Source organism: Amycolatopsis sp. NBC_01286, assembly GCF_035982555.1.
Taxonomy (GTDB): Bacteria; Actinomycetota; Actinomycetes; order Mycobacteriales; family Pseudonocardiaceae; genus Amycolatopsis.
Genome location: NZ_CP108428.1, coordinates 3,241,692 through 3,265,632 on the forward strand (window position 1 = coordinate 3,241,692; position 23,941 = coordinate 3,265,632).

A 23,941-nucleotide genomic window follows, 5' to 3' on the forward strand; every position below is an offset into this window, starting at 1 on the left:
CCACGGGCGGTGGCTCTCCAGGAAGACGGAGGGCTGCCATGACCGGCAGTGACGGCCGGGAGGACCCGCGCGGCGCTCGCGTGGGCCTCACCGACGTGCGACGGCTGGAGGAAGCCGTCGCGGAGCTCCGGGCCCGGGACTACCGCCACGGCGGCGGGTCCTGCGCCGAGGCGATCGCGGCGCGGTTGCCGGTCGCGGCGGACCTGCTGGCCGGCACGATGCGGGACGCCGTCCTCGTGCGGCTCTGCACCGTCGTCGCCGATCTGTACAACCTCGCCGGCTGGACGAGCTTCGACGAGAACCGGCCCGCGGCCGCGCTGGCCGCCTTCGCGCGGGCGTTGGAGCTGGCCGTCGAGGCCGGGAACGACGACCTCCAGGCCAACATCCGGTACCGCACCGGACGGCTGCACCTGCACTACGGCGCGGTCGACGCGGCACTGGTGGAGTTCGCGCGCGGACGCGAAGCGGCGCTGCGGGCGCGGTCCCAGCGGGCACAGGCGATCCTGTCGGCCAACCAGGCGTGGGCGTACGCGAAGAAAGCCGACGTCGCCGCCGCGCTGACGTACCTGCGCCGCGCGCGGGCCGAGTTCGCGGCCGCCCACGAGACCGAGGTGTCGCCGTGGGCGGCCTTCTTCGACGGCAACGACATGGCGGCGATGACCGGCACGGTGCACGGCGAGCTGGCCCAGGTGGTCGACGTCCGGCACGGCCGCGCCGGGATCCGCGCCCTCACCGACGCGATCGCCGGCTACGGCCCGGACATGACGCGCAGCCGGGGCCTGACGGTGATCTGGCTGGCCACCGTGCACGCGCTGGACGGCGATCTCGACGTCGCCGCGAGCGTCGGGCAGGAGGCCATCGAGCTGGCCGGCGCGCTGCGGTCGCCGCGGACCCGGCAGCGGCTGCGGACGCTGTCGGCGGCGGCCCGCCGGTTCGCCGGCGACGGGCACGCGCAGGAGATCGTCGAGCGGATCGACGAGCTACCGCGTTGACCATCGAATTCCCATGAAATGGTAAACGGTGCGGAAAACGAAAATGGGAACCGCGAAATGACCAACAAAAGTAGGTTGGTTGCCGACTTATGCTCCTTGGCAACCTGCTGCGAGCATTCCGCGCAGGCCCGGTCCCCACCGCCGAGAGGAATTCTCCCATGCGCTTGCGCAAGCTCGTCGCGGCCGCCGTGCCGCTGCCGGCGTTGCTCGGCCTCGCCGTGGCCGTCCCGGCCGCCGCGGCGACGGAACCCCTGGTCACACTGGCCGACTCCGCCGCTCCGCTGGTCAACAGCGCCCGCACCGGCGACGTCGGCGCGGCCCAGCAGATCACCGCGGCGCTCTCCCTGAAACTGCACAACCAGCAGGCGCTGGAAAGGTTCCTCGCCGAAGTGCAGAACCCGGCCTCGCCGCAATACCACCACTTCCTCACGCCGGCGCAGTTCAATGCCGAGTTCGGTCCGACGCAGGCCGACGTCGACAAGGCTGTCTCATTCCTCGGGAAGGCGGGGGCCACCGGGATCGAGGTTTCCGGCAACCGGCAGGCCGTCACGTTCCACGGTTCGGCGGCGCAGCTCGAAGCGGCGTTCCACACCCGGATCGGGAACTACCACGACACCGTCTCCGGCCGGAACTTCTTCGCGAACGACTCCGCGCCGACCGTCGCCGCGGACGTCTCGGGCGTTGTGGCGAACGTCGTCGGCCTGGACGACCACGCCGTGCGGACGCACTCGTCCCAGGCGTCGAAAGCCCAGCCGAACGTCGTCAAGTCCGTCACCCCGCCGATCCTCAAGACCGCGTACGGCACCAGCGGTCTCTCGGCGACCGGCAGCGGCGTCAAAGTCGGCTTCGTCGAGTTCGACGGCTACAAGAAGGCGAACGTCACCAAGTACGACAGCACGTACGGCCTCTCGGCGGGCTCGGTGACGACGGTCCCGGTCAGCGGCGCGAACTACGACTCCTCGCCCGGTGACGGCGAGATCGAGGTCGAGCTGGACATCGAGGTCGTGCACGCGCTGGCCGCGGCGGCCAGCGACTACGTCTACGAAGCGCCCAACTCGAGCGCCGGCGAACTGGCGATGTACCAGAAGATCGCGTCGGACCACACGGTGAACGTCGTCTCGATCTCTTGGGGCGCCTGTGAATCCGCCGAGGGCTCGAGCGCGGCGAAGAGCGTCAGCAACGCGATCGCGACCGGCACCGCGGAGGGCATCTCCTACTTCGCGGCGGCGGGCGACGACGGCACGACCGACTGCTACCGCCAGACCGGCTCCACCGCCAAGGCCGTGGACTTCCCGGCGTCCAGCCCGAACGTCACGGGCGTCGGCGGCACGCAGCTGACGGTGACCTCGTCGAACGCCTACAGCAGCGAGAAGGCGTGGAACGACGGCGCGTCCAACGGCTCGACCGGCGGCGGCATCTCGACGGTCTTCACGGCGCCGTCCTGGCAGTCCACCCAGAGCACCACGAACCGCAAGGTCCCGGACGTCTCGGCGGACGCGGCCAGCGGCTCGGGCTACTACATCTACACCGCGGGTTCCTGGGAGACGGTCTGGGGCACGTCCGGCGCGGCCCCGCTGTGGGCGGCCTTCGCGACGCTGCAGAACCAGGTCCACGGCGGCGGCCTGGGCAACCTGAACCCGAAGTTCTACTCGATCGGCAACGGGTCCTCGTACGGCACGGGCTTCCACGACGTGACGACGGGCAACAACACCCTGCACGGCACGACCGGCTTCACCGCCGGCACGGGCTACGACCAGGTGACCGGCTGGGGCTCCTTCAAGGGCTCGGGCCTGTCGGGCCTGATCGGCTGAGGTCCAGGTAGGTCCGTGAAGGCCTCCTTACCGGCTCTTGGCGCCGGTAAGGAGGCCTTCACGGCTTTTGGTGGTTTCTTTCGCAGCGCTAACGGTTAGCCTGGGGGCATGCTCAAGCGCACGGTGCTGGACGCCACCCGCGAACTCCTCCGAGAACTCGGCCTCACCACGGTGTTCGGCAACCCCGGCACCACCGAGGTCCCGTTCCTGACGGAGTGGCCGGACGACTTCGACTACGTCCTGGGGCTGCAGGAGTCCGCCGTCGTGGCGATGGCCGACGCCTACTCCCAGGCCACGCGGCAGGCCGCGCTGGTCAACCTGCACTCCGCCGGCGGCGTCGGGCACGGCCTCGGCAGCATCTTCACCGCCTACAAGAACCGGACGCCGCTGATCATCGTCGCCGGGCAGCAGGTGCGGTCGCTGCTGCCGCACGATCCGTTCCTGGGCGCGATGGACGCGCCGGAGTTCCCGAAGCCGTACGTGAAGTGGTCGATCGAGCCCGCGACGGCCGAGGACGTCCCGGCCGCGCTGGCGCGGGCCTACCACGTCGCGACGCAGGCGCCGTCCGGTCCGGTCTTCGTGTCCGTCCCGGCCGACGACTGGACCGTCACGACCGAACGCCCGATCGTCTCCCGGCCGCGGATCCGTGGCTTCGCGCCGGATCCCGAGGCCGTCGCCGAACTCGCCGCCGCGTTCGCCGCCGCCGAACGGCCCGCCATCGTCGTCGGCGGGGCCGTCGACCAGGACGGTGCCGTCGAGGAGGCTGTCGCGCTCGCCGAGCGGGTCAACGCCGGCGTGTGGGTCGCGCCGATGTCCTTCCGGTGCTCGTTCCCCGAAGATCACCCGCTGTTCCAAGGGTTCCTGGACCCCGAGCGCGGCACGATCTCGGACAAGCTGGCCGCGCACGACCTCGTCGTCGTGCTCGGTGCGCCGGCCTTCACCTACCACGTCGAGCGCGGCCGGGGCGAAGCTCCGCTGCCGCCGCTGTTCATCGTCAGCGACGACGAGCAGATCCTCGCGCGGGCCTTCGAAGGCACCGGTATCCGCGCCACCTTGAAGCTCGGCATCCGCGCGCTCGTCGACGCCGTGGGCGAGACGAGCCGGCCCGCGCCCGCGCCGCTGGAGCGGCCCGCGAAGCCGGACGGCAGCGCGCTCACCGGGGCCTACTTCTACGCGACGCTCGCGGAGGTCCTGCCGGACAACGCGCTCGTCGTCGAGGAAACTCCCAGCCACCGCGCGGTGATGCACGACCACCTGCCGATCACCGCGACCGACACCGGCTTCCTGACGATGGCCAGCGGCGCACTCGGCTACGGCGTCCCGGGCGTCGTCGGCGCGGCCATCGCCCGGCCGGACCGCAAGGTCGTCGGCGTGATCGGCGACGGCTCCAGCATGTACGGCATCCAGGCGCTCTGGACGGCCGCGCGTCAGGAACTGCCGGTGACGATCGTGATCCTGGACAACACGGAGTACGCGGCGGTCCGCATCCTCGGCGACGCGATCGGCGGCTCCAAGCTGCCGGGCACGCAGCTGGGCGGGATCGAGTTCTCGGCACTGGCGGCGAGCATGGGCTGCCAGGGCATCGCGATCACCGAGCCGGCCGCCTTGGCCCCGGCGTTGACGGCGGCCCTGGCCGACGACCGCCCGACCCTGGTCCACGTCCGGGTCGTGCCGGAGAACTCCACCATCTACTGAAGTCCGTGAATGCCACATCGAGGGCCACTACGTCCCTCGATGTGGCATTCACGGACTTGAAACCGGGTCAGCGACGGGCCTTGGCCCGCTGCTCCTTGGCCTGCTCGGCCATCGCCCACTCCGCGGCGTCGGAGGCGGCCTTGGCCGCTTCCTCCGGGGTGCCGCCGTTCAGCAGCCGCGCCACTTCACCGCGCAGCGTCACGAACTCCAGCGACTCGCGGGTCGCGATCTGGTCGCGGTCGGCCGGCAGGTCCACCCGCAGGTCCGCCACGATCGACGCCGGTGACTTCGACAGCACCAGCACGCGGTCGGACAGGTAGACGCTCTCGTCGATGTCGTGCGTGACGACGAGGATCGTGGCGCCCTGCTCGCGCTGCACCCGCCGGGTCAGGTCCTCGAGCTCGAACCGCGTCTGCGCGTCGACCGAGGCGAACGGCTCGTCCATGAGCAGCAGCGACGGCCGGCTGGCCAGCGCGCGGGCGATCGACACCCGCTGCTGCATCCCGCCGGACAGCTGCCACGGGTACTTCCCGCCGACGCCGGACAGCCCGACGTGCTCCAGCGCCTCGGCGGCCCGCTTGCGCCGCTCGGACCGGGAGATCGAGCGCCACCGCAGCGGGAACTCGACGTTCTTCTGCACCGAGAGCCACGGGAACAGCGACCGGCTGTAGTCCTGGAAGACGACGGCGAGGTCGTCCGGCACGCCCGAGACGCGGTCGCCGTGCAGGCTGACCGTGCCGTCGGTCGGCGGGGTCAGCCCGGCGATGCAGCGCAGCAGCGTCGACTTGCCGCAGCCGGACGGGCCGACGATGCTGGCCAGCTGCCCGGCCTCGACGGTGAACGACAGGTTGTCGACGGCGGTGTGCGCCTTGGGGCCGGAGCCGTAGCGGTGACTGACACCGGACACTTCGAGCATGGTTGACATTGAGGGCCTTTCCACCGTCAGTCGCGGCCGAGGCGGGCCGGCTGCCACGCCAGTACCCGTCGCTCCGCGGCCAGGAAGATCGTGTTGAAGACGTAGCCGAGGATGCCGAGCAGCACCAACCAGGACCACATCGACGGGAAGTCGAAGTCCTGCTGGGCGTTCAGCAGTGAGCGCCCGATACCGAAGGAGGCTCCCACCAGCTCGGAGACCACCATGAGCAGCAGCGAGATCGACAGGCTCACCCGCAGCCCGGCGAAGATCTTCGGCGCCGCCGCGGGGAGCACGACCATGCTGATCCAGTACGCCTTGGGCGTGCGGAACGAGCGCGCCGTCTCCACCTTGACCTGGTCGACCGAGCGGACGCCGTCGACCGCGTTGAGCAGCACCGGCCAGATCGCGCCGAAGATGATCGACCCGACCTGCATGCCCGAGCTCAGCCCGAACAGCACCGCGAACACCGGGATCAGCGTGGGCGGCGGGATCGAGCGGAAGAAGGCGAACAGCGGCCCGAGGTAGTCCATCGCCTTCGGAGACCGGCCGACCAGCACCCCGAGGACGATACCGACCACGGACGCCAGTGCCCAGCCGCCAAGCATGTGACCGAGGCTGGGGAACACGTTGTCGAACACCGCGTCGGTGAGGAAGAGGTGGTCCGCCGGCCCGGTGAACCACAGGTTCGCGGCGCGGACCGCGATCTCCGACGGCGGCGGGAAGAACTTGCTGCCGCCCGCGCGGGCGGCGAACTCCCAGAGCACCACGAGGACCGCGAAGAGCAGCCAGTTGCGCAGGACCGCGGTGGCGCCGCGGACGGCGCGCCTGCCGACGCGGCCGGACAGGGTCGCGGCGGTCACGCGATCGCCTCCCGGTCCACGGTGCTCCAGCGGAACAGCCGCTTGCCCACTTGCTCGAGCCCTTCGTTGATGAGGTAACCCAGCAAGCCGGCCACGACGGTGCCGGCCAGCACGAGGTCGAACCGGGTCGAGCCGGTGCTGGAGACCAGGATGAAGTTGCCGAGCCCGACCTCGGAGCCGGCCAGGAACTCGGTGCTGACGACGGCGATCAGCGCGATCGTCGCCGACAGCCGGATGCCGGTGAAGACGAACGGCGCGGTGAACGGCAGCGCGACCGACGTCAGGATCCGGAACCGGCTGGTCCCGGACGCCCGCGCGGTCTCCATCAGCACCGGGTCGATCTCGCTGAGCCCGTAGATCGTGTTGAACATGATCGGCCACAGGGCGGCGTACACCGCGAGGGTGATCTTCGCCTCCGGCCCGGAGCCGATCACCAGCAGCACCAGGGGGATGAGCGCGGCGACCGGGATCGGGCGGAGGAACTCGACGATCGCGGCGGTGGCGTTGCGCAGCACCGGGACGCTGCCCAGCAGCAGGCCGGCGGGCACGCCGACGGCCACCGCGATCAGGATCGCGATCAGCCAGGCGAGCATCGTCGCGATGACGTCGCGGATGAAGGAAGCGTCGCCGAGCAGTTCCCCGACGGTGACGAGGACGACGCTGGGCGGCGGGATGAACGTCTTGCTGACCAGGCCGACCTGGACGACGACCTCCCAGAGGAGGAGGAAGCCGACCAGGCCGGTCAGGTTGCGGAGCAGTCTGGTCACGATGTCAGCTGGCAGTCGCCTGGGGGGCGATCATCGACGCGGCGTCGACCGCCGTGTTGATGGCACCCAGCTGCAGCAGCAGGTCGGGGACGCGCTGCATGCGCCGGGCGTCCAGAACCGAGCCGTAACCGGGGATCGTCAGCAGCTTCGCGGTGTCTTCGTCGATCTTCGCGTACTTGACCAGCAGCGGCTCGACCTTCGAGCGGTCGTTGATCGCGTCGCGGGTCGCCTTCTGCATCGCGCGCTGGAAGGCCGCGAGGGTCTTCGGGTTGTCCTGGACCCACTTCTTGGGGGCGCCGTAGCCGGTCAGGGGGAAGTCCTGGCTGGCGCCGGTGTTGATGTCGATCACCGGGGTGGCGCCGACGTTCTTGGCGGCCTGGGTGATGAACGGCTCCGGCAGGTACGCGGCGTCGACCTGGCCCTGCTGCAGCGCGGCCGCGATGTTCGGCAGCGCGAGCGTGACCCACTGGACCTTGTCCGAGGGGACGCCGTGGTCCTTCATCACGGACTTGGTCAGCAGGTCGGAAGCCGTGTTCTTGGCCGTGATGGCGATCCGCTTGCCGGCGAGGTCGGCGACGGTCTTCACCGGCGAGTTCGGCACCGTGACGATGGCGTTGCTCTTCGCGTTCACGGAGGAACCGTCGGCGACGAGCTGCATGTCGGCGGCACCGGTGCTCTTCGCGATGAAGAACGGCGTATAGGTGGAGAGGGCGATGTCGGCTTCGCCGGAGATCGACTTGGTCATCGAGGCCTGGCCGCTGGCCGCGACCACGGACTTGACGTTGAGGCCCTCGGCCTTGAAGTAGCCGCCGTCCTGGGCGAGCCAGAACGGGCCCAGGTCGGTGGTCGGCAGGATGGAGACCGTGATGTTCGGCTTCTCCAGGCCACCCCCGTTCGACGAGGCGTTCGAGTCGTCCGAGCCGAGCGCGCTGCAGCCGCTGGCGGCTGTCACGGCGGCGGCGGTGAGGGCGAGCCCGAGCGCGGCACGGCGAGTGCGAACCCGGCCACTGCTCCTGGCGTTTCCAAGCAAGGCCTGCTCCTTGACGAAGGTGACGGTTGGTGTACCGAATCCAGTGAAAGTGCGTGACTCATTGTCCGGAGACACGCGGGCCACTGTAGACAGCGTGACAGCCTGCTCACAACGGGTGGAAGCAATACCCGGACGAGTGGTACGCATCACTCTTTGGGCCTCTGGTCTAGACCCGCTGCTCCACTCGCCGTAGCAGAACACCCAGCGTAGGACGGGGATCCGCAAAAAGGGATCACCAGTTGCGCGTCGACTGAGCGAACGCTGTGCAACATCCTGCGCGTGTTGTCGGGAGGGTTACATCTTCCCCGGCCGTTCGCTACCCTCTGCACCTGCGGGGAGGTTTCAACCTCCGATGTAGTGAGAGAGAGTCCCTGGATGGCCGATCAAGAAGACCCACATTGGTCTACCAGGACACGCTGTGCTTTTCCTGAGAGATTCGCCCCCGCAGTAGAGACCACAGCCAGGCCGGGCAGAGCCGCCGCGCCGGTGGGATAGGCCGACATAGACCGATGCAAGATCAGCGCAGGGACCCGACCGTGATGCTCCAGCTGAACCGATTCCGCCCGCGAGGGCGGCGTTCGGGCACCCCCGTCGAAGACGATCTTTTCACCCGTACGGGTACCGTCTCGCGCTGGGCTCCGACCGACCGGCCGGTGCGCCGGTATGCCAGGAGCGTGCGTACGAGTGGCTGAGGAGAACGTGATGCGCCCCGGCGGGCGCTGGACCGACCAGGGCTTTACGAGCACGAACGATGATGGTGGTGCGGCGGTGCCGAACGAAGACGCCGCGGGGGTGGGAGGGACCCCTGCGCAGTCGCCCGGAGCGAATCCGGGGAAGAAGTCCGGATTTTTCTCCGGCATGCGTGACTGGCGGCTGCGGTCCAAGCTGGCCGCAGTCCTGATCATCCCTACTCTGACCGCGTCGGTGCTGGGTGCACTGCGCGTGGTCGACGACGCCCAGCAGGCGGCGGAGTTCCAGCGCACCGCCGACCAGGTCGCGTTCGCGGTCAAGGTCACCACGGTGGTGCACGAGCTGCAGAACGAGCGCTCGCTGGCCGTCGCGCGGATCTCGTCCGCCAACCAGTTGCTGCAGACGGGGCTGGACGCGCAGATCGCCAAGGTCGACCGCGAGGTCACCGACCTCAAGGGCGCCGCGTCGACGTTGAAGAACGACGACCAGGCCACGACCGACCGCTACGCCCGCGGTATCCAGCGCCTCGACGCGCTGCGCCCGCTGCGTGCGGCCTACGGCGCGCAGAACGGCCTGCCGGACATCACCGTCATGACGGCGTACTCCGGCATCGTCGACGCGCTGATCGAGCTGGGCCGCGAGGTGACCACCGCGGTCACCGACCGGGACGTGCTGCGCCTCGGCACCAGCACGCAGGCGATCAGCGAGGCCAAGGAGTTCACCGTCCGCGCGGACGCCGACCTGCAGATCGCGGCGTACCGCACGAACTTCCCCGGTGACCTCCTGGACCAGACGCGTGCGGCGGCGTCCAGTGCGGACGCCTCGGTCATCTCGTTCCTCGCGAACGCCGACGACGACCAGCGGCAGCTCTACAACGACACCTACTCCGGTCCGGAGGTCGACGACCGCCGGCGGATCCAGACCAGCGCGTTCGCCTCCGCCCAGCTGGGTGAGGCGCCGAGCATCGAGCCCTCGACCCTCAGCAAGGACAGCACGGTCTCGGCGGACAAGCTGCACGCCGTCGAGTCGAACCTGCTGGCCCAGCTGAAGACCCGCGCGGACGACCTGGCCACCGCGGCCGTCAACTCCGCCTGGATCGGCGGTGCCATCGTGCTCGCCGCGCTGGCCGCCGCGATCGCGCTGATGCTCATCGTCGCCCGCCTGATGCTGCGCCCGCTCCGGGTGCTGCGGAAGAGCGCGCTGGACATCGCGTACACCCGGCTGCCCGAAACCGTGCAGAACATCCTCGACGACCCGGACCCGGTCGGCGCCTCGAAACGCGCCGTCCAGCCCGTGCCCGTCGACTCGCGCGACGAGATCGGCGAGGTGGCGCGCTCGTTCGACATCGTCCACGAGCAAGCCGTCAAGATGGCCGCCGAGCAGGCCCTCCTGCGCGAGAACGTCAACGGCATCTTCGTGAACCTCTCGCGCCGGTCGCAGCGGCTGGTGGAACGCCAGCTCGGCGTCATCGACCGGCTCGAGGCCGACGAGCAGGACCCGGACCACTTGGCCAGCCTGTTCGAGCTCGACCACCTGGCCACCCGGCTGCGGCGCAACGGTGAGTCCCTGCTGGTGCTTTCCGGCGCCGGCCTGGCCAAGTCCGTGCCGAAGCCGGTGCCCGCCGCCGACGTCATCGGCGCCGCGGTGTCCGAGATCGAGCAGTACGCCCGGATCGAGGTCGGCATCGTGCCCGACGTCGCGGTCCAGGGCCTCGCGATCCACGACCTCGTGCACGTCCTGGCCGAGCTGCTCGACAACGCGACCTACTTCTCCGAGCCGGAGACGAAGGTCATCGTGCGGGCGGTCGTCACCCGGCGGAAGGCGCTCGCCATCCAGGTCACCGACCACGGTGTCGGGATGGGCGACGACCGGCTGGCCGAGGTCAACGCGCGGCTCGCCGAGCCGCCGGACCTGGACGTGTCGGTGACCCGGCGAATGGGCCTCTACGTGGTGTCGCGGCTCGCCAAGCGCCACGGCATCGAGGTCCGGCTGCGCGAGAACGAGGACATCGAGGGCGGCGTCATCGCCCGCGTCGTCGTCCCGGCCGAGCTGCTCACCCAGCTCCGCCCGGGCATGCCGCGCCAGCAGCTGACCCAGACGCCGCCGCCGCAGAACCGGTCCGAGACGTCGATGTCGATGCCGAGCATCCCGGTGCCGTCGATCCCCGACTACGAGCAGACGCAGACGCACCACCACACCCCGCCGCCGCCATCGGCCCCGCCGGTGCACGAACCGGTCGCCAACCAGGGTGGGCTGGTCCCGCTGGACCAGCCGATCAGCCTGGACGACCTGGTCAGCGGCGGGCGTGCGGCAGGCCCGTTCCTGTCGCCGGAGCTGCCGAAGCCGGAGACGCCCGCGTGGCCGACGGCCGAGGACCTCGCGCCGCTGACGCCGTCGCCGAACGGCGACGGGGCCAGCCACAGCGCGGACACCCGGTTCCAGCCGCTGGTGCTGCCCAAGCGCGAGCCGAAGTACGTCCCGCCGGAGGAGCCGCCCCCGCCGCCACCCGTGGCGGACGTCGGCTCGTCGGCGCTCGAAGACGATGTACCCACCCGGCGGCTGCCCATCTACCAGTCGGTGCTGTCACGCTGGTTCAGTGAGGGCGACGAAGCGGGCGCGGCCGATCCGGTGCCGGCTCAGGCCGACGCCGCGGCCGACCCGATGCTGCCGCCGCTCAACGGGCTGGCCGACGAGCCACGGCACGAGGCTCGTCGCGAGCCCGCACCGCGGTACGAAACCGAGCGCGAGCCCGTTCGCGACCGGGAGCCCGTCCGTGACCGTGAGCCGGTCCGCGACCGCGAACCCGTTCGTGATCGCGAACCCGTCCGGGACCGCGAGCCGGAGCCCGAGCGCGTCGACGAGCTGCAGCCGACCGCGGCGACGAGGCACCCGCTTCTCCCGCCCGACGACGGCTGGCACAGTGCCTCCGACGAGGGCTGGAACGCGGCTCAGTCGCTGCTGGAGGCGAAGGACGAGGAGATCACCCCGGCCGGGCTGCCCAAGCGCGTCCCGAACGCCTACCTGGTGCCCGGGTCGATCAACAGCCCCTCGTCCGACGCGCCGGCGCAGAACAACTTCGCGGACAACACCGGTGGGAGGCCCGGAACGGGTGTGATCACCCGCTCGGCGTCCACGGCGCGGAGCCGGATGGCAAGCTTCCAACGTGGCTACACGTCCGGACGGCACGCGTTGAAGGAACGCACGGACGAAGACGGTGTGTTTCCGATGAATGGCAACACCACAGACAGCAGTGAGGAGTGAAAGTGACACGGGCGGGTGCAATGCAGCCGGGTGGCTCCGCGCAGCCGGGTGGCTCCGCGCAGGCCAAGGCGGGTAATACCGGCAGCTTCGCTTGGCTGATCACGGATTTCGTGCACCGGGTGCCCGGCGCGGCCCACGCGGTCGTGGTGTCGGCGGACGGTCTGCTCCTGGCGGCCTCGCGCGGTCTCCCGAAGGACCGGGCGGACCAGCTGGCGGCCGTCGCGTCGGGGCTCACCAGCCTCGCGCGGGGTGCGGCCAAGGTGTTCGAGGGCGGCACGGTCGCACAGACCGTGGTCGAGATGGCCAACGGCTTCCTCTTCCTCATGGCGGTTTCCGACGGTTCCTGTCTCGCGGTGCTCGGGTCACCCGAAAGTGACATCGGCTTGGTCGTCTACGAGATGACCCTGCTGGTGGAGCGGGTCGGCCAGCAGCTGACACCGGAGATGCGGGCGCAACTGCAGGGCGCAGCGGTCCGCCGCTGACGACCGGGGAACCGAGGAGAGAGCCGTGGACGACGGGCGCTTGAGGGGCGATGGCCGGCTCGGTGACGACTTCTCCGGCGGGTGGTCCGAGCAGCCGGGGCCGGACGACGGCCGGGAGGACTGGCAGTCGTTCCGGGAACGCGTCGACCGTGAGTGGCGGCAACGGCGGGTCCAGGGTTCCGACAGCGACCCCGTCCGGGAACCGCCGAACTGGCTGACGGACTCGAACGCGGGGCAGGAGCCGATCCGGCCCATCGAGCCCGGCAGCAACGGGTACCGCGACCGCCTGCTCGGCGGTCCGGGTTCGGAGCTGTTCGGCGGCGCGAGCGGGCCGTTGTACGACGCGGCGGACTTCGCCGCGTACAGCAACGACCGCGAGCGCGACTACACGTCGGGACCGGACTCCGGGGAGCTGGCCGCGGCGCTGCCGCGACAGGCCCACCAGGAGTACGTCGACGAGCCACCGCCGCCGACGGAGATGGAGACGTCGGGCCTGGTCCGGCCGTACTTCCGGACCCGCGGGCGGACGAAGGCGACACTCGATCTGGCGATCGAGACGTTGATCTCGACCAGCGAACAGGGCCGGTTGCTCGACCGGGTCCGGGTGCCCGAACACCGGTCGATCTGCGACCTGTGCTTCGACACCCGGTCGGTGGCCGAGGTGGCGGCGCTGCTGCGGCTGCCGCTCGGTGTGGTGCGGGTGTTGATTGGTGACGTGGCGGGGCTCGGGCTGGTGCTGGTGCACTCCAGCAGCCAGACCGTGGGTGACCGGCCGAGTATCGAGTTCATGGAAAGGGTGCTCAGTGGGCTTCGGAGAATTTGACTCCGACGCGAACGCGCCGCAGGTGACGGGTCCGACCTCGTCGGCCAAGATCGTGGTCGCCGGCGGGTTCGGTTCGGGGAAGACAACGATGGTCGGGGCGATCTCGGAGATCGACCCGCTGACCACCGAGGCCATGATGACCGAGGCGAGCGTCGGACACGACGACACCTCGGCGACGCCCAACAAGACCACCACTACCGTGGCGATGGACTTCGGGCGCATCTCGCTGGACTCGGACCTGGTGCTGTACGTGTTCGGTACGCCGGGTCAGCACCGGTTCTGGTTCATGTGGGACGACCTGGCGGTCGGGGCCATCGGCGCGGTCGTGCTCGTGGACACGCGGCGGCTGGCCGACGCGTTCCCGTCGATCGACTTCTTCGAGAACCGGAAGCTGCCCTACGTCGTGGCCATCAACTGCTTCGACCGGTTGCTGCACCACCAGATCGAGGACGTCCGGCACGCGCTGACCATCGCGCCGTCGGTCCCGATCATGGCGTGTGACGCGCGCGAGCGCGACTCCGCCAAGCAGGTGCTGATCTCGGTCGTCCAGCACGCGATCGCGCACGATTCGGCGTTGCGCGCGGGATAGCCCGATGACGCCCCGAACCGGATGCGGCCGTTGGAGTGAACTCCACGTGCTTCACCCACCTCGGGGGAAGCGGCCGCCGTCCGGAGCGGGGCTCGGGGCGGCGCGTTCGGCACCGTCGACGGCCGGGCCGTCCCGCTGGACTGCCCGGACCTCGGCTGACCTGCGCGGACACCGCGTCGCCACGCATCGTCGCCGGCGGCGCGGAGTGTCGCTCGAACGCGTGGACCCGTCCGGGTCAATGCGGTGCGCGAGCATGCGCACACGTAGAGTGCGCGGCGGCCATCCGGTCGCGGACTCGACACCGCCGTCGGTGCGAATACGCTTGAGGGAGGCGCCGTCGACCGGCCACTCCGGTGTGCGGCGCGCGGCGCGGCACGAGCAAGGAGGGGTAGTGGTGACGGCATCCGGCCAGGGCACGTTCGGCTGGCTCATGACGGAGTTCGTGCGCCGGGTACCCGGCGCCGCCCACGCCGTGCTGGTGTCCGCCGACGGCCTGCTGCTGGCGCCGTCGGAAGGACTGCCCCAGGAGCGCGCCGAGCAGCTGTCCGCGGTGGCCTCCGGACTGCTCAGCCTGACGCACGGAGCCGCACGCTGTTTCGAGGCGGGCGGGGTCAACCAGACGGTAGTGGAGATGGAGCGCGGCTACTTGTTCCTGATGTCCGTTTCGGACGGCTCGTCGCTGGCGGTGCTGGCCGCGCCGACGTGTGACATCGGCACGGTCGCGTACGAGATGACCCTGCTCGTCGAGCAGGTCGGCCAGCAGATCACCCCCGAGCTGCGCGCGCAGCTGCAGGGCGGCGTGCGTGGGTAGGACACGATGAGGATTTCGGGATTCGACGATCCGGACTCCACCGGCTGGGACGCACTGCACCGCGGCACCGAGCGCGAGGGTTTCGATTCGCCGAGCAAGTTCGACATGTCGACGTTGTCGACGATCATGCCGCGCCGGAAGCGGCAGACGCCGCCGCCTCCGCAGCCGCGGCCGGACCCGCAGGGCTACACCGACGAGGACACCCGCGAATGGGGCTCCTCGGCGGCCGCGACCCCCGATGACGGCTACGAAGACGACGCTTACCAGGACGACGGTTACGACACCGGCTACCACTCCGGTTACGACGACGGCGGGCACGCCGCCGGCCGGCCGGAATGGCGGGACGAGCCACGCTACGAGCCGGAACCGCCGCCGGTGGAGACCTGGACGCCGCCGCGTGGCGCGGGCCGTGCCCCGGCTCCGCGCCCGCCCGCGCCCCGGCCGCCGGCCCCGCGCCCGCCCGCGTCCCGGCCCCGGGCCCAGGCGCCCGCGCCGTCGTGGGCCCCGCCGGTCGACCCGCGCGCCGGCTGGACGCCGCCGCCGGACCCGGAGACCCGCTGGATCCCGCAGCCGCCCGAGCCCTACGGCTACGACGAACCGGCCCCCTGGAACGAGCCCGCCGCACGCGTGGCGAGCCCGGTCCCGGTGGCTTCGGCCGGCTCGCGGGTGCGCCCGTACACCCGCACCGGTGGCCGCACCCGGTCCGACCACAACCTGGCGCTCGAGGCCCTGGTCTCGACGTCCGACGACGGCCGCCGCTACCGCGGTGTCCGGTCGGTCGAGCACCGCCGGATCTGCGACCTGTGCCTCGACACGCGGTCGATCGCGGAGATCGCCGCGCACCTGCGGCTGCCGCTGGGCGTGGTGAAGGTGCTGGTCGGGGACATGGCCGACATCGGGCTGGTGCTGGTCCACCACACCGAGCTGATCCTGGGCGACCGCTCGTCCCGCGACTTCATGGAACGCGTCCTGGCGGGCCTGCGGGCCCTGTAGCCCGACCTGCGCCACACCCGTCGTGAGTGGTTAGGGCGGTTAGAACCGCCCTAACCACTCACGACAAGCTGCGGCAGACTCAGGGCGTGAGGGTCAGGGCCAGCGTGTTGCCCGGCCCCGGGACCGCCGCGTTGACCAGGGCCGTCCCCGGACCGCAGTTCGCGAAGGTGCCGATCGTGTAAGTCGACGTCAGGTGCCCGCCGGTCGAGAGCGTGAAGTCGGCCGACGTGATCTCCGTCGTCACCGGCTGGGCGGTGCCGCACGCGGGGCCGACGTCGTACGGGGCGCCGCCGACCGTGACGTTCGAGACGCGCACGGGCCAGGTCGCGGTGCCCGTGAACCCGCCGAACGACGAGCCTTCGACGCGGGCCGGGCCGAGCGTCACCGTGGCGCTGACCGCGCCGCTCGTGACCCGCGCCGGCGGCAGCGTGAACGTCCCGTAGTAGGTGTAGGGCCCGATGTCGGTGTACATCTCGACCGTCCCCGGCCCGAGCTTCACGTTCGCGTCGGGCTTCGCGACGTGCGTGGTGCCCACGACCGCGTACTTCGTGTAGACCGGCGGTCCGACGGCGCTCGCCGGCCCGGCGAACCCCAGCCCGCTCACCACCACCGCCGCGGCCACCGCGGTCACGCGTGTTCCTCGCTTCATGGTCCCTCCCCTGACTTCCGAAGGACCCAGGCTTACCACGTCGGCGCGCAGTCCGGTGCCGATTCACCGGATCGCGGATGATCAGTCCTCGACCAGCGCCGCCGAGGTGATGCGGTGCAGGGAGTAGCGCTCGTTGTTGTCGCCTTCGAGGATCCCGCCGCCGACGCGGATCGGGCGGACGACGCGCTGGCTGGCGGTGCCGCGCGAGTCGACGAAGCCGATCCAGACCTCACGGCGTTCGAGCGTGGCCCGGGACAGCAGCTCCAGCGTCGCCGACGTGTCCGCGCCGCCACCGCCCGGCGCCTTGACCGTCGAACCCCGGCGCCGCGCCGAGGCCGCGTCGCCCGCGCGCAGGTTGGAGACGATCCGCTCCGCCTGGTCCTCGGTCAGCACCGCCTGCTCGCCCGGGTTGCGCCGGGGCGCGCGGGCCTTCGCCGGCAGCCGCCTGCCGCCGGGGCGGATGTCGACGACCCGGCCGTCCGGGCCCTCCGCGGCCGGGGCGAACCCGGCGCCGCGCAGCCCGGTCAGGACCTCGTGCAGGGGATCCGGGCTGATCACGACGGTCGGCGCGATCAGCCGCAGGTCGTGCTCCGCGGCGATCGGGTGGGCGAGCACCTCGGCCAGCAGCGCCTCGTCGTCGCACCGCAGGAACGACGCCGCGACCCCGCCGCGCAGCCGCCCGTGCCGCCGCGCGACGTCGTCGACCAGGTAGCTCAGGCCCTGCGGTACCGGCGTCGCGGACTTCGCCTTGAACAGCGCGTGCAGCTCGTCGGCCGTCCGGCCGGTGTCGAGCGCGCGCCGGACCGAGCCCTCGGTGATCCGGTAGACCGTCGCGTGGCCGGCCGACTCGATGTCGGCGACCGCGTCCATCTCGGTGGCCAGCTCCGGCTCCAGCGGCCCCGGCGCGACCACCGTCAGGTCGGCCTGGAGCAGCACGTGGTTCACCGGCGCGGGCAGCGCGTCCAGGATCGCCTCGACGGCGGCCGGGCGGTCGTCGGCCAGCAGCGCCCGCGTCGCCGTCGTGACGCCGCCGAGCCCGACCAGGCCGAGCGCGCTCGCCTCGGCCATGGTCCAGCGCACCGTCTCGTCCCGCAGCCGCCCGCCACGGCGGGGGGCCCGCCAGGCGAGCACCGCGACCAGCTCGTCGACGCTCTTCACCCCGGCGCCCTCGGGCAGGGCCGCCAGCGTGGCCAGCACGCGGCGGCGCGCGACCGGCGCCAGCGGCCGCCGGAGCTCTTCGGACAGCGGCGCGACCGGCTTGTCCTTGGCGTCGCGGCCGCCGGCGAGCCCGGGCAGCCGCGGCAGCTCGAGCCACGCCTGCGCGAGCGTCATCCAGCGCTGGGCGGTCGGCGACGCGAGCCAGGAGTCGGTCAGCGTCGTCGGCACCCATTCGGGCACGCTCGCCTCGCTGTCCGCGACGAGCCCGGCCCCGACGGCCAGCTCGGCCAGCAGTGTCGCCTGCGTCTCGTCGATCTCGAGGTCCTTGGCCAGCTTCTTCAGCTCGCGCACGCCGAGGCCGCCCGACTTGAGCACCGGGGGCGGCGCCGCCGACCACCCGCGGAGCAGGGATTCGGTGTGGCGCAGGAACTCCATCGCCTCACCGGCCGCGGCTTCGTCCAGAGTGGACGCCCGGTGCGGGTGCACCGGCAGCTCGGGCTCGGTGAGCGTGCCCGGTCCGAACACCCCGCCGCGCACCGCGACGCCGAGCTCCATCGGCAGCTCGACGGTCTGGTCGTCGCGCCGCAGCAGCAGCCCGCGGGCGAGCAGCTTCTGCACCGGCGTTTCGGCCTTCTTCAGCGTGAGGTCGATCCCCGCGTCGCGGGTGCGGCCGATCGGCGGGCCCGCGGCCAGCGCGTTCAGCACGCCGCGTTCGTCGTCGGACAGCTCGGCCAGCCGCGCCTCGAGGTCTTCGCCGGCCAGTGCCGGCGACGGCGTGCCCAGCCCGGCCGGGAACGGCCCGAGCGCCTCCCGGACCGCGGGCGGCACGCGCAGCGCGTCGTCCGAGCCCCAGACCAGCGCCCGCGCGCGGAGCCGGGTCAACGGCGCCGCGATGTCGGCGCCGACCAGCTTCGCGACGTTCTCGACCGGCACGGGGTCGCGGTCCGCGCCGGTCAGCAGGCACGCTTCGAGCACGGCCAGGGTGACGGTGTCGAGGTCTTCGCAGGCACGCGCGACCGAGCCCGGGGTGCCGGCGCGGGTGGCCAGCACCGTGCTGTCGGAGGGCGGCGGCGTCGACAAGTCGCGACGCGTGCGGAGCAGCTCTGCGAGTGCGGCGTCGGGCTCCGCACGCAGCCAGTCCGCCAAGGAGGTCGCGGGCATAGAAGGACCAGGGTACCGGGCGGTTGGCCGAGCTCGCCTCGGCTCGGGCAGACTGTCCCCGAGAACAAGGACGGCTGTGTGGGAGGACGTTGTGGCCAAGGGCGAGAAGAAGCACAAGGGTGTCGACCCGACCTGGCCGGGCGAGGCCGGTGAGCACCCCGTGACCGAACTGGCGTCGGACCGCCAGGGCGCGCTGTCGCCGTTCGGGGACCTCACGTTCCCGCTCGACACGGTGCCCTACGTGCACCCCGAGACCGAGATCAACCGCTGATCGCATAGTTACTGGTCAGTACCGGTATCGGGGCCTCGTGAGGGCGGTCACGGGAGTAGGTTCGCTCCCGTCCCAAGCCCTCTTTCCCACGTGGGAGTAAGCCATGCCGGTTCCCGGTCCCGGATATTCGATCACCGTCCGGGTCGAGGCCCCGGCCTCGTCCAGCGCGGCCGGTGACCTCACCACCGCCGTCGGGCGCGTCGGTGGCGTGCTGACCGCGTTCGACGTCGTGGAGTCCCACTCCGACTCGATCGTGGTCGACATCAGCGCCAACGCGCTGTCGGAGAACCACGCGAACGACATCACCCAGACGCTCGACTCGCTGCCCGGCGTCAAGGTCCGCAAGGTCTCCGACCGGACGTTCCTGATCCACCTCGGCGGCAAGATCGAGGTCACCCCCAAGGTCGCGCTCCGCAACCGTGACGACCTCTCCCGCGCCTACACCCCGGGCGTCGCGCGCGTCTGCCAGGCGATCGCGGCGAACCCCGAGGACGCCCGGCGGCTGACCATCAAGCGCAACACCGTCGCGGTGGTCACCGACGGGTCCGCCGTGCTCGGCCTGGGCAACATCGGCCCCGCCGCGGCGCTGCCGGTGATGGAGGGCAAGGCGGCGCTGTTCAAGAAGTTCGCCGACGTCGACGCCTGGCCGGTCTGCCTGGACACCCAGGACACCGAAGAGATCATCATGATCGTCAAGGCGCTCGCGCCGGTCTACGCGGGCATCAACCTCGAGGACATCGCCGCGCCGCGCTGCTTCGAGATCGAGAAGCGGCTGCGCGAGCAGCTGGACATCCCGGTGTTCCACGACGACCAGCACGGCACCGCGATCGTGGTCGTCGCCGCGCTGCGCAACGCTCTGCGCGTGGTCAAGAAGAACATCGAGGACTGCAAGATCGTGGTCAGCGGCGTCGGCGCGGCCGGCTCGGCGATCATCCGGCTGCTGCTGCGCAAGAACCCGGGCGACATCGTCGCCGCGGACATCGACGGCATCGTCCACTCCGCGCGCGGCAACCTCGACGACAACCTGACCTGGATCGCGTCGCACACCAACGCCGAGCAGGTCAGCGGCACCCTGCACGAGGCCCTGGTCGGCGCGGACGTCTTCATCGGCGTCTCGGCGCCCAACCTGTTCGGCGCCGAGCAGGTCGCGACCATGAAGGACGACGCGGTCGTCTTCGCGCTGGCCAACCCGGACCCGGAGATCGACCCGCTCGAGGCGCAGCAGCACGCGGCCGTCGTCGCGACCGGCCGCAGCGACTTCCCGAACCAGATCAACAACGTGCTGGCCTTCCCGGGCGTCTTCCGCGGCCTGCTCGACGCGCACGCCAACAACATCGACGACGACATGCTGCTGGCCGCGTCCGACGCGATCGCCGACGTCGTCGACAACGGCAAGCTCAACGCGTCGTTCATCGTGCCGAGCGTGTTCGACAGCGCGGTGGCGCCCGCGGTCGCCGAGGCGGTGCGCAAGGCCGTCCGCGCCGAGCGCTGAGTCACCATTTCGGCTGATCTTCGAATCCGTCTCCGGACGGACGACGGCGGTGTTCCGCGCGCCCTAGGCTCTTGGCCGTCCCAAGAGACCAACCGGCGAGCACCGGCGCCCGGGACCCCCAGCTCGCGGCGCCGGTGCGAAACCGGTCACCTGCTCTTCGCCCGGCACCGGCGGAAAGTAGCCTCGGCTGGTGAGTGAACTCAGCCACGTCGACGAGACCGGCGCCGCCCGGATGGTCGACGTCTCCGGCAAGACCGCCTCCGCGCGCACCGCGCTCGCGGCCGGCACCGTGCGGACCACCGCCGAGGTGCTCCGGCTGCTCGCCACCGACGGCCTCCCGAAGGGTGACGCGCTGGCCACCGCGCGGATCGCCGGGATCATGGGCGCCAAGCGGGTGCCCGAGCTGATCCCGCTGTGCCACCAGATCGCGTTGTCCGGGGTCAAGGTCGAGTTCGAGCTCGGCGAGGCCGAGGTGCGGATCCGCGCGACCGCCAAGACCACCGACGTCACCGGCGTCGAGATGGAGGCGCTGACCGCGGTGGCCGTGGCCGGGCTGACCGTGCACGACATGATCAAGGCCGTCGATCCGGCGGCGACGCTGGACGAGGTCCGCCTGCTCCGCAAGGACGGCGGCAAGACCGGGACCTGGGAGCGGCCGTGAAGCGCACTGCGCGGGTGATCGTGGCGTCCAACCGCGCCGCGAAGGGGATCTACGAGGACAAGACCGGCCCGGTGATCGCCGCCTGGCTGGCCGATCGCGGGTACGACGTCCCGGCGCCGGTCGTGGTCGAGGACGGCGACCCGGTCGGGGTGGCGCTGCGGGCCGCGCTGGCCGACGGCGTGGCCGTCGTGCTCACCACCGGCGGCACCGGGATCTCCCCGACCGATCGCACCCCGGACGTCACGAAGGCGGTCCTGGACCACGAGCTGCCGGGCGTCGCGGACGCGATCCGCGCGGCGGGCCTGCCCAAGGTGCCCTCAGCGGTCCTCTCACGCGGTGTGGCCGGGGTTGCGGGGAGGACCCTCGTCGTGAACCTCCCGGGCTCCAGCGGCGGCGTCAAGGACGGTTTGGGTGTCCTCGACGGCATCCTGGACCACGCCGTCGACCAGCTGGCCGGCGGCGACCACCCGCGCGCGGTCCCCACGGGCCCGGCGGTCCGCGTCGCGCGGGCGCTGGTGGCCTCGGAGCCGCTCTCGGTCGAGGAGCACGCCCGCCTGGTCGAGGACGACGCCGCGGGCGCGGTGGTGACGTTCGCCGGCGTGGTCCGCGACCACGACGGCGGCAAGGGCGTGCGCGACCTGACCTACGAGGGCCACCCGAGCGCGAGCCAGGTCATCGCGGACGTCGTGGCCGACCTGTCGGCCCGCTGGACCGGCGTCCGGGCGGTCGCGGTCAGCCACCGCATCGGCGCGCTGACGATCGGCGACGTCGCGCTGGCGATCGCGGTGGCGGCCGAGCACCGCGGCCAGGCGTTCACGGCGTGCGCGGAGCTGGTGGACGAGGTCAAGGCCCGGCTTCCGGTCTGGAAGCACCAGCACTTCACCGACGGCACGGACGAGTGGGTCAACTCGCCCTGACGCGCGGTCAGCCCGCCGCAGGAGCGATCCGGAAGACCGCGACCCGGTCGGCCGCCGCGGCGAACTCGTCCGGGTCCGCTTTCGTGACGATGCCCAGCTTGACGAACATCGGCACCCCGTGCGGGACCTCGCGCGGGAAAGCCCGCACGACCTCGCGGCGCAGGCCGGGGTCGGTGACCTCGGTGAGCGTCACCGGCTGCCGGCGGCGGCCGCGCGCGAGCTCACCGCGGCCCGCGGCGCGGACGTTGCGTGCCCAGTCGGACTCCGGCAGCCCGGCGATGACGTAGCGGTGGCCGCCGACGGTCAGCGGGGAGACCGGCGTGGCCCGCGGCGCGCCCGAGCGGCGGCCCGGGACCGTCAGGACGTGGATGGTGCCGAGGGGCAGCCCGGCCCGCGTCAGCAGGCGGATGAGCCGGTTGGCGGGCCGCAGCCAGCCGGGGAGGGTCGTCACGAGAGCAAACCTTTCGACGATCGAAGGAGTTGCCCGTCAAGGTAGACTCTTTCGAGTGTCGAAACAACTGCCGTCCCGGGCCGAGCTGATCGCCGAGGCCACCCACGCCGCGGCCGACTTCGGCGCGGCCGACGACCTGGTCGACGAGGCCGCGGCGGCGGCGTTCGGCGTCAACCGGACGGATCTGCGGATCATCGGCCTGGTCATGACGGCGGGCACGCTGACGGCCGGCGGGCTGGCCACGGCGGCCGGACTGAGCCCGGCCGCGACGACGACGGCGATCCAGCGGCTGATCCACGCCGGGCACCTGACGCGAAAAACCGACGCCGAGGATCGGCGCCGGGCGGTGGTGGAGCTGACCCCGCGCGCGGTGGACCTGCTGGAGGAGGTCTACGCACCGGTCGAACGGGCCGGGCGTGAGCTGCTCGAGCGGTACTCCGCGGAAGAACTGGTGTTCATCATCGACCTGCTGCGCCGCGGCGAGCGGCTGCAGCTCGCGCAAGCGCGCCGGGTCCGGGGCGAATGACAAGAACCCTCCACCGCCCGGGGGATTGGCGGTGGAGGGTTCCCGATGTCACGGCTCGAGGCCGGACCTGCGCATCACTGCGCGATCGTCACTTGGTGGCGATCTTCTGCCCGACGAGGATCATGTCCGCGTTCGGGATGTACTTCGCGTTCAGGTCCTGCAGCTTCTGGTAGCCGCCGGTGACGCTGAACTGCTTGGCGATCTTGGACAGCGTGTCGCCCGCCACGACGGTGTAGTCACCGGCCGGGTTCGAGCTGCTCACGCCGGTCGCCGACGGGGCTGCGGCCTGCTTGGGGGTCGCGGCCTGCTTCGGGGCCACCGGGGTGCTCTTCTTGGGAGTCACCTTCTTGGGCGTGGTGGTCTTCGCGGTCCGCGGGGCCGTCGACGAACCGCCGCCGCCCTTCTTGCCGCAGACCGGCCAGGCGCCGATGCCCTGGCCCTGTAGAACGCGCTCGGCCACGGCGATCTGCTGGTCACGCGACGCGCCCTGGGCGCTGCCGGTGCCGCCGTAGGCCTTCCAGGTGCTCTGCGTGAACTGCAGGCCGCCGTAGTAGCCGTTGCCGGTGTTGATGCTCCAGTTGCCGCCGCTCTCACACTGCGCGATCGCGTCCCAGTTCGTCGCCGACGCGGGGGTCGCGGCGATCGCGAGGGGGGCGCCGACCGCGATGCCCGCGATGGCGACGCGAGCGACGGTGCGGGTGGCAGCGGACATCTTGCGGTGCTTGCCTCGGTAAGACATCTGAATGCTTCTCAGGCTTCCCTGCGCCTACGAGACTTGTGCTGAGGGTCAGGATCGGGGTCCTGGCGCCGGCCCTCTCAGACCGGCAGACGGCTCCGACGCACGACGCGTCGTCCTCGTCCCCTCGTCCCTGTCCGGAAATGCTTTCGCTCGGGGTATGGGTCCGGGTATCCGTCGGACAGGGCTAGGCGCTACG

At 71.4% G+C, this 23,941-nt stretch carries 22 protein-coding genes; 14 read left to right on the plus strand and 8 right to left on the minus strand.

The annotated features are described in order from the left end of the window. The first annotated feature begins 38 nt into the window (after positions 1-38). From OG570_RS15770 to mdlC, 3 genes are all read left to right on the plus strand, one after another. The gene (locus tag OG570_RS15770) at positions 39-992 is read left to right on the plus strand and encodes a hypothetical protein (protein ID WP_326957247.1); all 954 of its coding nucleotides are present in this window, start codon (positions 39-41) and stop codon (positions 990-992) included. 158 nt (positions 993-1,150) lie between these two features. Continuing rightward, positions 1,151-2,803 (plus strand): S53 family peptidase, encoded by a 1,653-nt coding sequence (locus OG570_RS15775; protein ID WP_326957249.1) that lies wholly within the window; start codon positions 1,151-1,153, stop codon positions 2,801-2,803. A 108-nt stretch (positions 2,804-2,911) separates the two neighbouring features. Then, positions 2,912-4,498 carry a benzoylformate decarboxylase gene (mdlC, locus tag OG570_RS15780; protein WP_326957251.1) on the plus strand — a complete coding sequence of 529 codons (1,587 nt, stop codon included), beginning with the start codon at positions 2,912-2,914 and terminating at the stop codon, positions 4,496-4,498. A gap of 67 nt (positions 4,499-4,565) precedes the next feature. On the opposite strand, the gene OG570_RS15785 is transcribed toward mdlC, so the two are convergent. Genes OG570_RS15785 through OG570_RS15800 form a run of 4 tightly spaced genes read right to left on the minus strand, consistent with a single transcriptional unit; the run spans position 4,566 to position 8,071 of the window. Next, positions 4,566-5,423 (minus strand): ABC transporter ATP-binding protein, encoded by an 858-nt coding sequence (locus OG570_RS15785; RefSeq protein ID WP_326944719.1) that lies wholly within the window; start codon positions 5,421-5,423, stop codon positions 4,566-4,568. A 17-nt stretch (positions 5,424-5,440) separates the two neighbouring features. Continuing rightward, positions 5,441-6,274 (minus strand): ABC transporter permease, encoded by an 834-nt coding sequence (locus OG570_RS15790; RefSeq protein WP_247058538.1) that lies wholly within the window; start codon positions 6,272-6,274, stop codon positions 5,441-5,443. Then, the gene (locus tag OG570_RS15795) at positions 6,271-7,041 is read right to left on the minus strand and encodes an ABC transporter permease (RefSeq protein WP_247058536.1); all 771 of its coding nucleotides are present in this window, start codon (positions 7,039-7,041) and stop codon (positions 6,271-6,273) included. Before OG570_RS15795 ends, OG570_RS15790 begins: the two co-directional genes overlap by 4 nt. A 4-nt stretch (positions 7,042-7,045) precedes the next feature. Continuing rightward, a complete protein-coding gene (locus tag OG570_RS15800) occupies positions 7,046-8,071 on the minus strand; it encodes an ABC transporter substrate-binding protein (protein ID WP_442788273.1) in 1,026 nt (341 codons plus the stop codon). A gap of 702 nt (positions 8,072-8,773) precedes the next feature. Here OG570_RS15800 and OG570_RS15805 point away from each other — a divergent pair. The 6 genes from OG570_RS15805 to OG570_RS15830 all read left to right on the plus strand — a co-directional run bounded on the left by OG570_RS15805 (position 8,774) and on the right by OG570_RS15830 (position 15,720). Continuing rightward, entirely contained in the window at positions 8,774-12,022 is a 3,249-nt protein-coding gene (locus OG570_RS15805; RefSeq protein WP_326951684.1) for a sensor histidine kinase, read from the plus strand. A 20-nt stretch (positions 12,023-12,042) separates the two neighbouring features. After that, entirely contained in the window at positions 12,043-12,504 is a 462-nt protein-coding gene (locus OG570_RS15810) for a roadblock/LC7 domain-containing protein (RefSeq protein ID WP_247063745.1), read from the plus strand. 25 nt (positions 12,505-12,529) lie between these two features. Then, a complete protein-coding gene (locus OG570_RS15815) occupies positions 12,530-13,327 on the plus strand; it encodes a DUF742 domain-containing protein (protein WP_326944717.1) in 798 nt (265 codons plus the stop codon). Next, the gene (locus tag OG570_RS15820; RefSeq protein WP_247017872.1) at positions 13,308-13,916 is read left to right on the plus strand and encodes a GTP-binding protein; all 609 of its coding nucleotides are present in this window, start codon (positions 13,308-13,310) and stop codon (positions 13,914-13,916) included. Before OG570_RS15815 ends, OG570_RS15820 begins: the two co-directional genes overlap by 20 nt. Before the next feature lie 394 nt (positions 13,917-14,310). Beyond that, the gene (locus tag OG570_RS15825) at positions 14,311-14,727 is read left to right on the plus strand and encodes a roadblock/LC7 domain-containing protein (protein WP_247063729.1); all 417 of its coding nucleotides are present in this window, start codon (positions 14,311-14,313) and stop codon (positions 14,725-14,727) included. A gap of 6 nt (positions 14,728-14,733) precedes the next feature. After that, entirely contained in the window at positions 14,734-15,720 is a 987-nt protein-coding gene (locus tag OG570_RS15830; protein WP_326957255.1) for a DUF742 domain-containing protein, read from the plus strand. Between the two features lie 79 nt (positions 15,721-15,799). Here the strand turns inward: OG570_RS15830 and OG570_RS15835 are convergent, their stop codons facing one another. After that, positions 15,800-16,369, minus strand: coding sequence for a hypothetical protein (locus OG570_RS15835; protein WP_326957257.1), 570 nt, complete (start codon positions 16,367-16,369; stop codon positions 15,800-15,802). A gap of 81 nt (positions 16,370-16,450) precedes the next feature. Continuing rightward, complete coding sequence (locus tag OG570_RS15840; protein ID WP_326957259.1) at positions 16,451-18,688, minus strand: helicase-associated domain-containing protein; 2,238 nt, start codon at positions 18,686-18,688, stop codon at positions 16,451-16,453. Between the two features lie 91 nt (positions 18,689-18,779). Here OG570_RS15840 and OG570_RS15845 point away from each other — a divergent pair, with 91 nt between their 5' ends. The 4 genes from OG570_RS15845 to OG570_RS15860 all read left to right on the plus strand — a co-directional run bounded on the left by OG570_RS15845 (position 18,780) and on the right by OG570_RS15860 (position 22,029). After that, entirely contained in the window at positions 18,780-18,959 is a 180-nt protein-coding gene (locus OG570_RS15845) for a hypothetical protein (RefSeq protein WP_247058525.1), read from the plus strand. Positions 18,960-19,062: 103 nt separating this feature from the next. Further along, positions 19,063-20,451, plus strand: coding sequence for an NAD-dependent malic enzyme (locus tag OG570_RS15850; protein WP_247058523.1), 1,389 nt, complete (start codon positions 19,063-19,065; stop codon positions 20,449-20,451). A gap of 190 nt (positions 20,452-20,641) precedes the next feature. Continuing rightward, positions 20,642-21,112, plus strand: coding sequence for a cyclic pyranopterin monophosphate synthase MoaC (gene moaC, locus OG570_RS15855; RefSeq protein WP_247058521.1), 471 nt, complete (start codon positions 20,642-20,644; stop codon positions 21,110-21,112). Continuing rightward, positions 21,109-22,029 (plus strand): molybdenum cofactor biosynthesis protein MoaE, encoded by a 921-nt coding sequence (locus OG570_RS15860; RefSeq protein WP_326944713.1) that lies wholly within the window; start codon positions 21,109-21,111, stop codon positions 22,027-22,029. Before moaC ends, OG570_RS15860 begins: the two co-directional genes overlap by 4 nt. A 7-nt stretch (positions 22,030-22,036) precedes the next feature. Here the strand turns inward: OG570_RS15860 and OG570_RS15865 are convergent, their stop codons facing one another. Beyond that, complete coding sequence (locus tag OG570_RS15865; protein ID WP_326957262.1) at positions 22,037-22,480, minus strand: nitroreductase/quinone reductase family protein; 444 nt, start codon at positions 22,478-22,480, stop codon at positions 22,037-22,039. A gap of 55 nt (positions 22,481-22,535) precedes the next feature. On the opposite strand from OG570_RS15865, the gene OG570_RS15870 reads away from it, so the two are divergent. Continuing rightward, entirely contained in the window at positions 22,536-23,006 is a 471-nt protein-coding gene (locus OG570_RS15870) for a MarR family winged helix-turn-helix transcriptional regulator (RefSeq protein ID WP_326957264.1), read from the plus strand. A gap of 88 nt (positions 23,007-23,094) precedes the next feature. Here the strand turns inward: OG570_RS15870 and OG570_RS15875 are convergent, their stop codons facing one another. Continuing rightward, positions 23,095-23,745: a transglycosylase family protein gene (locus tag OG570_RS15875; RefSeq protein ID WP_326957266.1), complete on the minus strand. Its 651-nt coding sequence runs from the start codon at positions 23,743-23,745 to the stop codon at positions 23,095-23,097. Positions 23,746-23,941 lie beyond the last annotated feature (196 nt).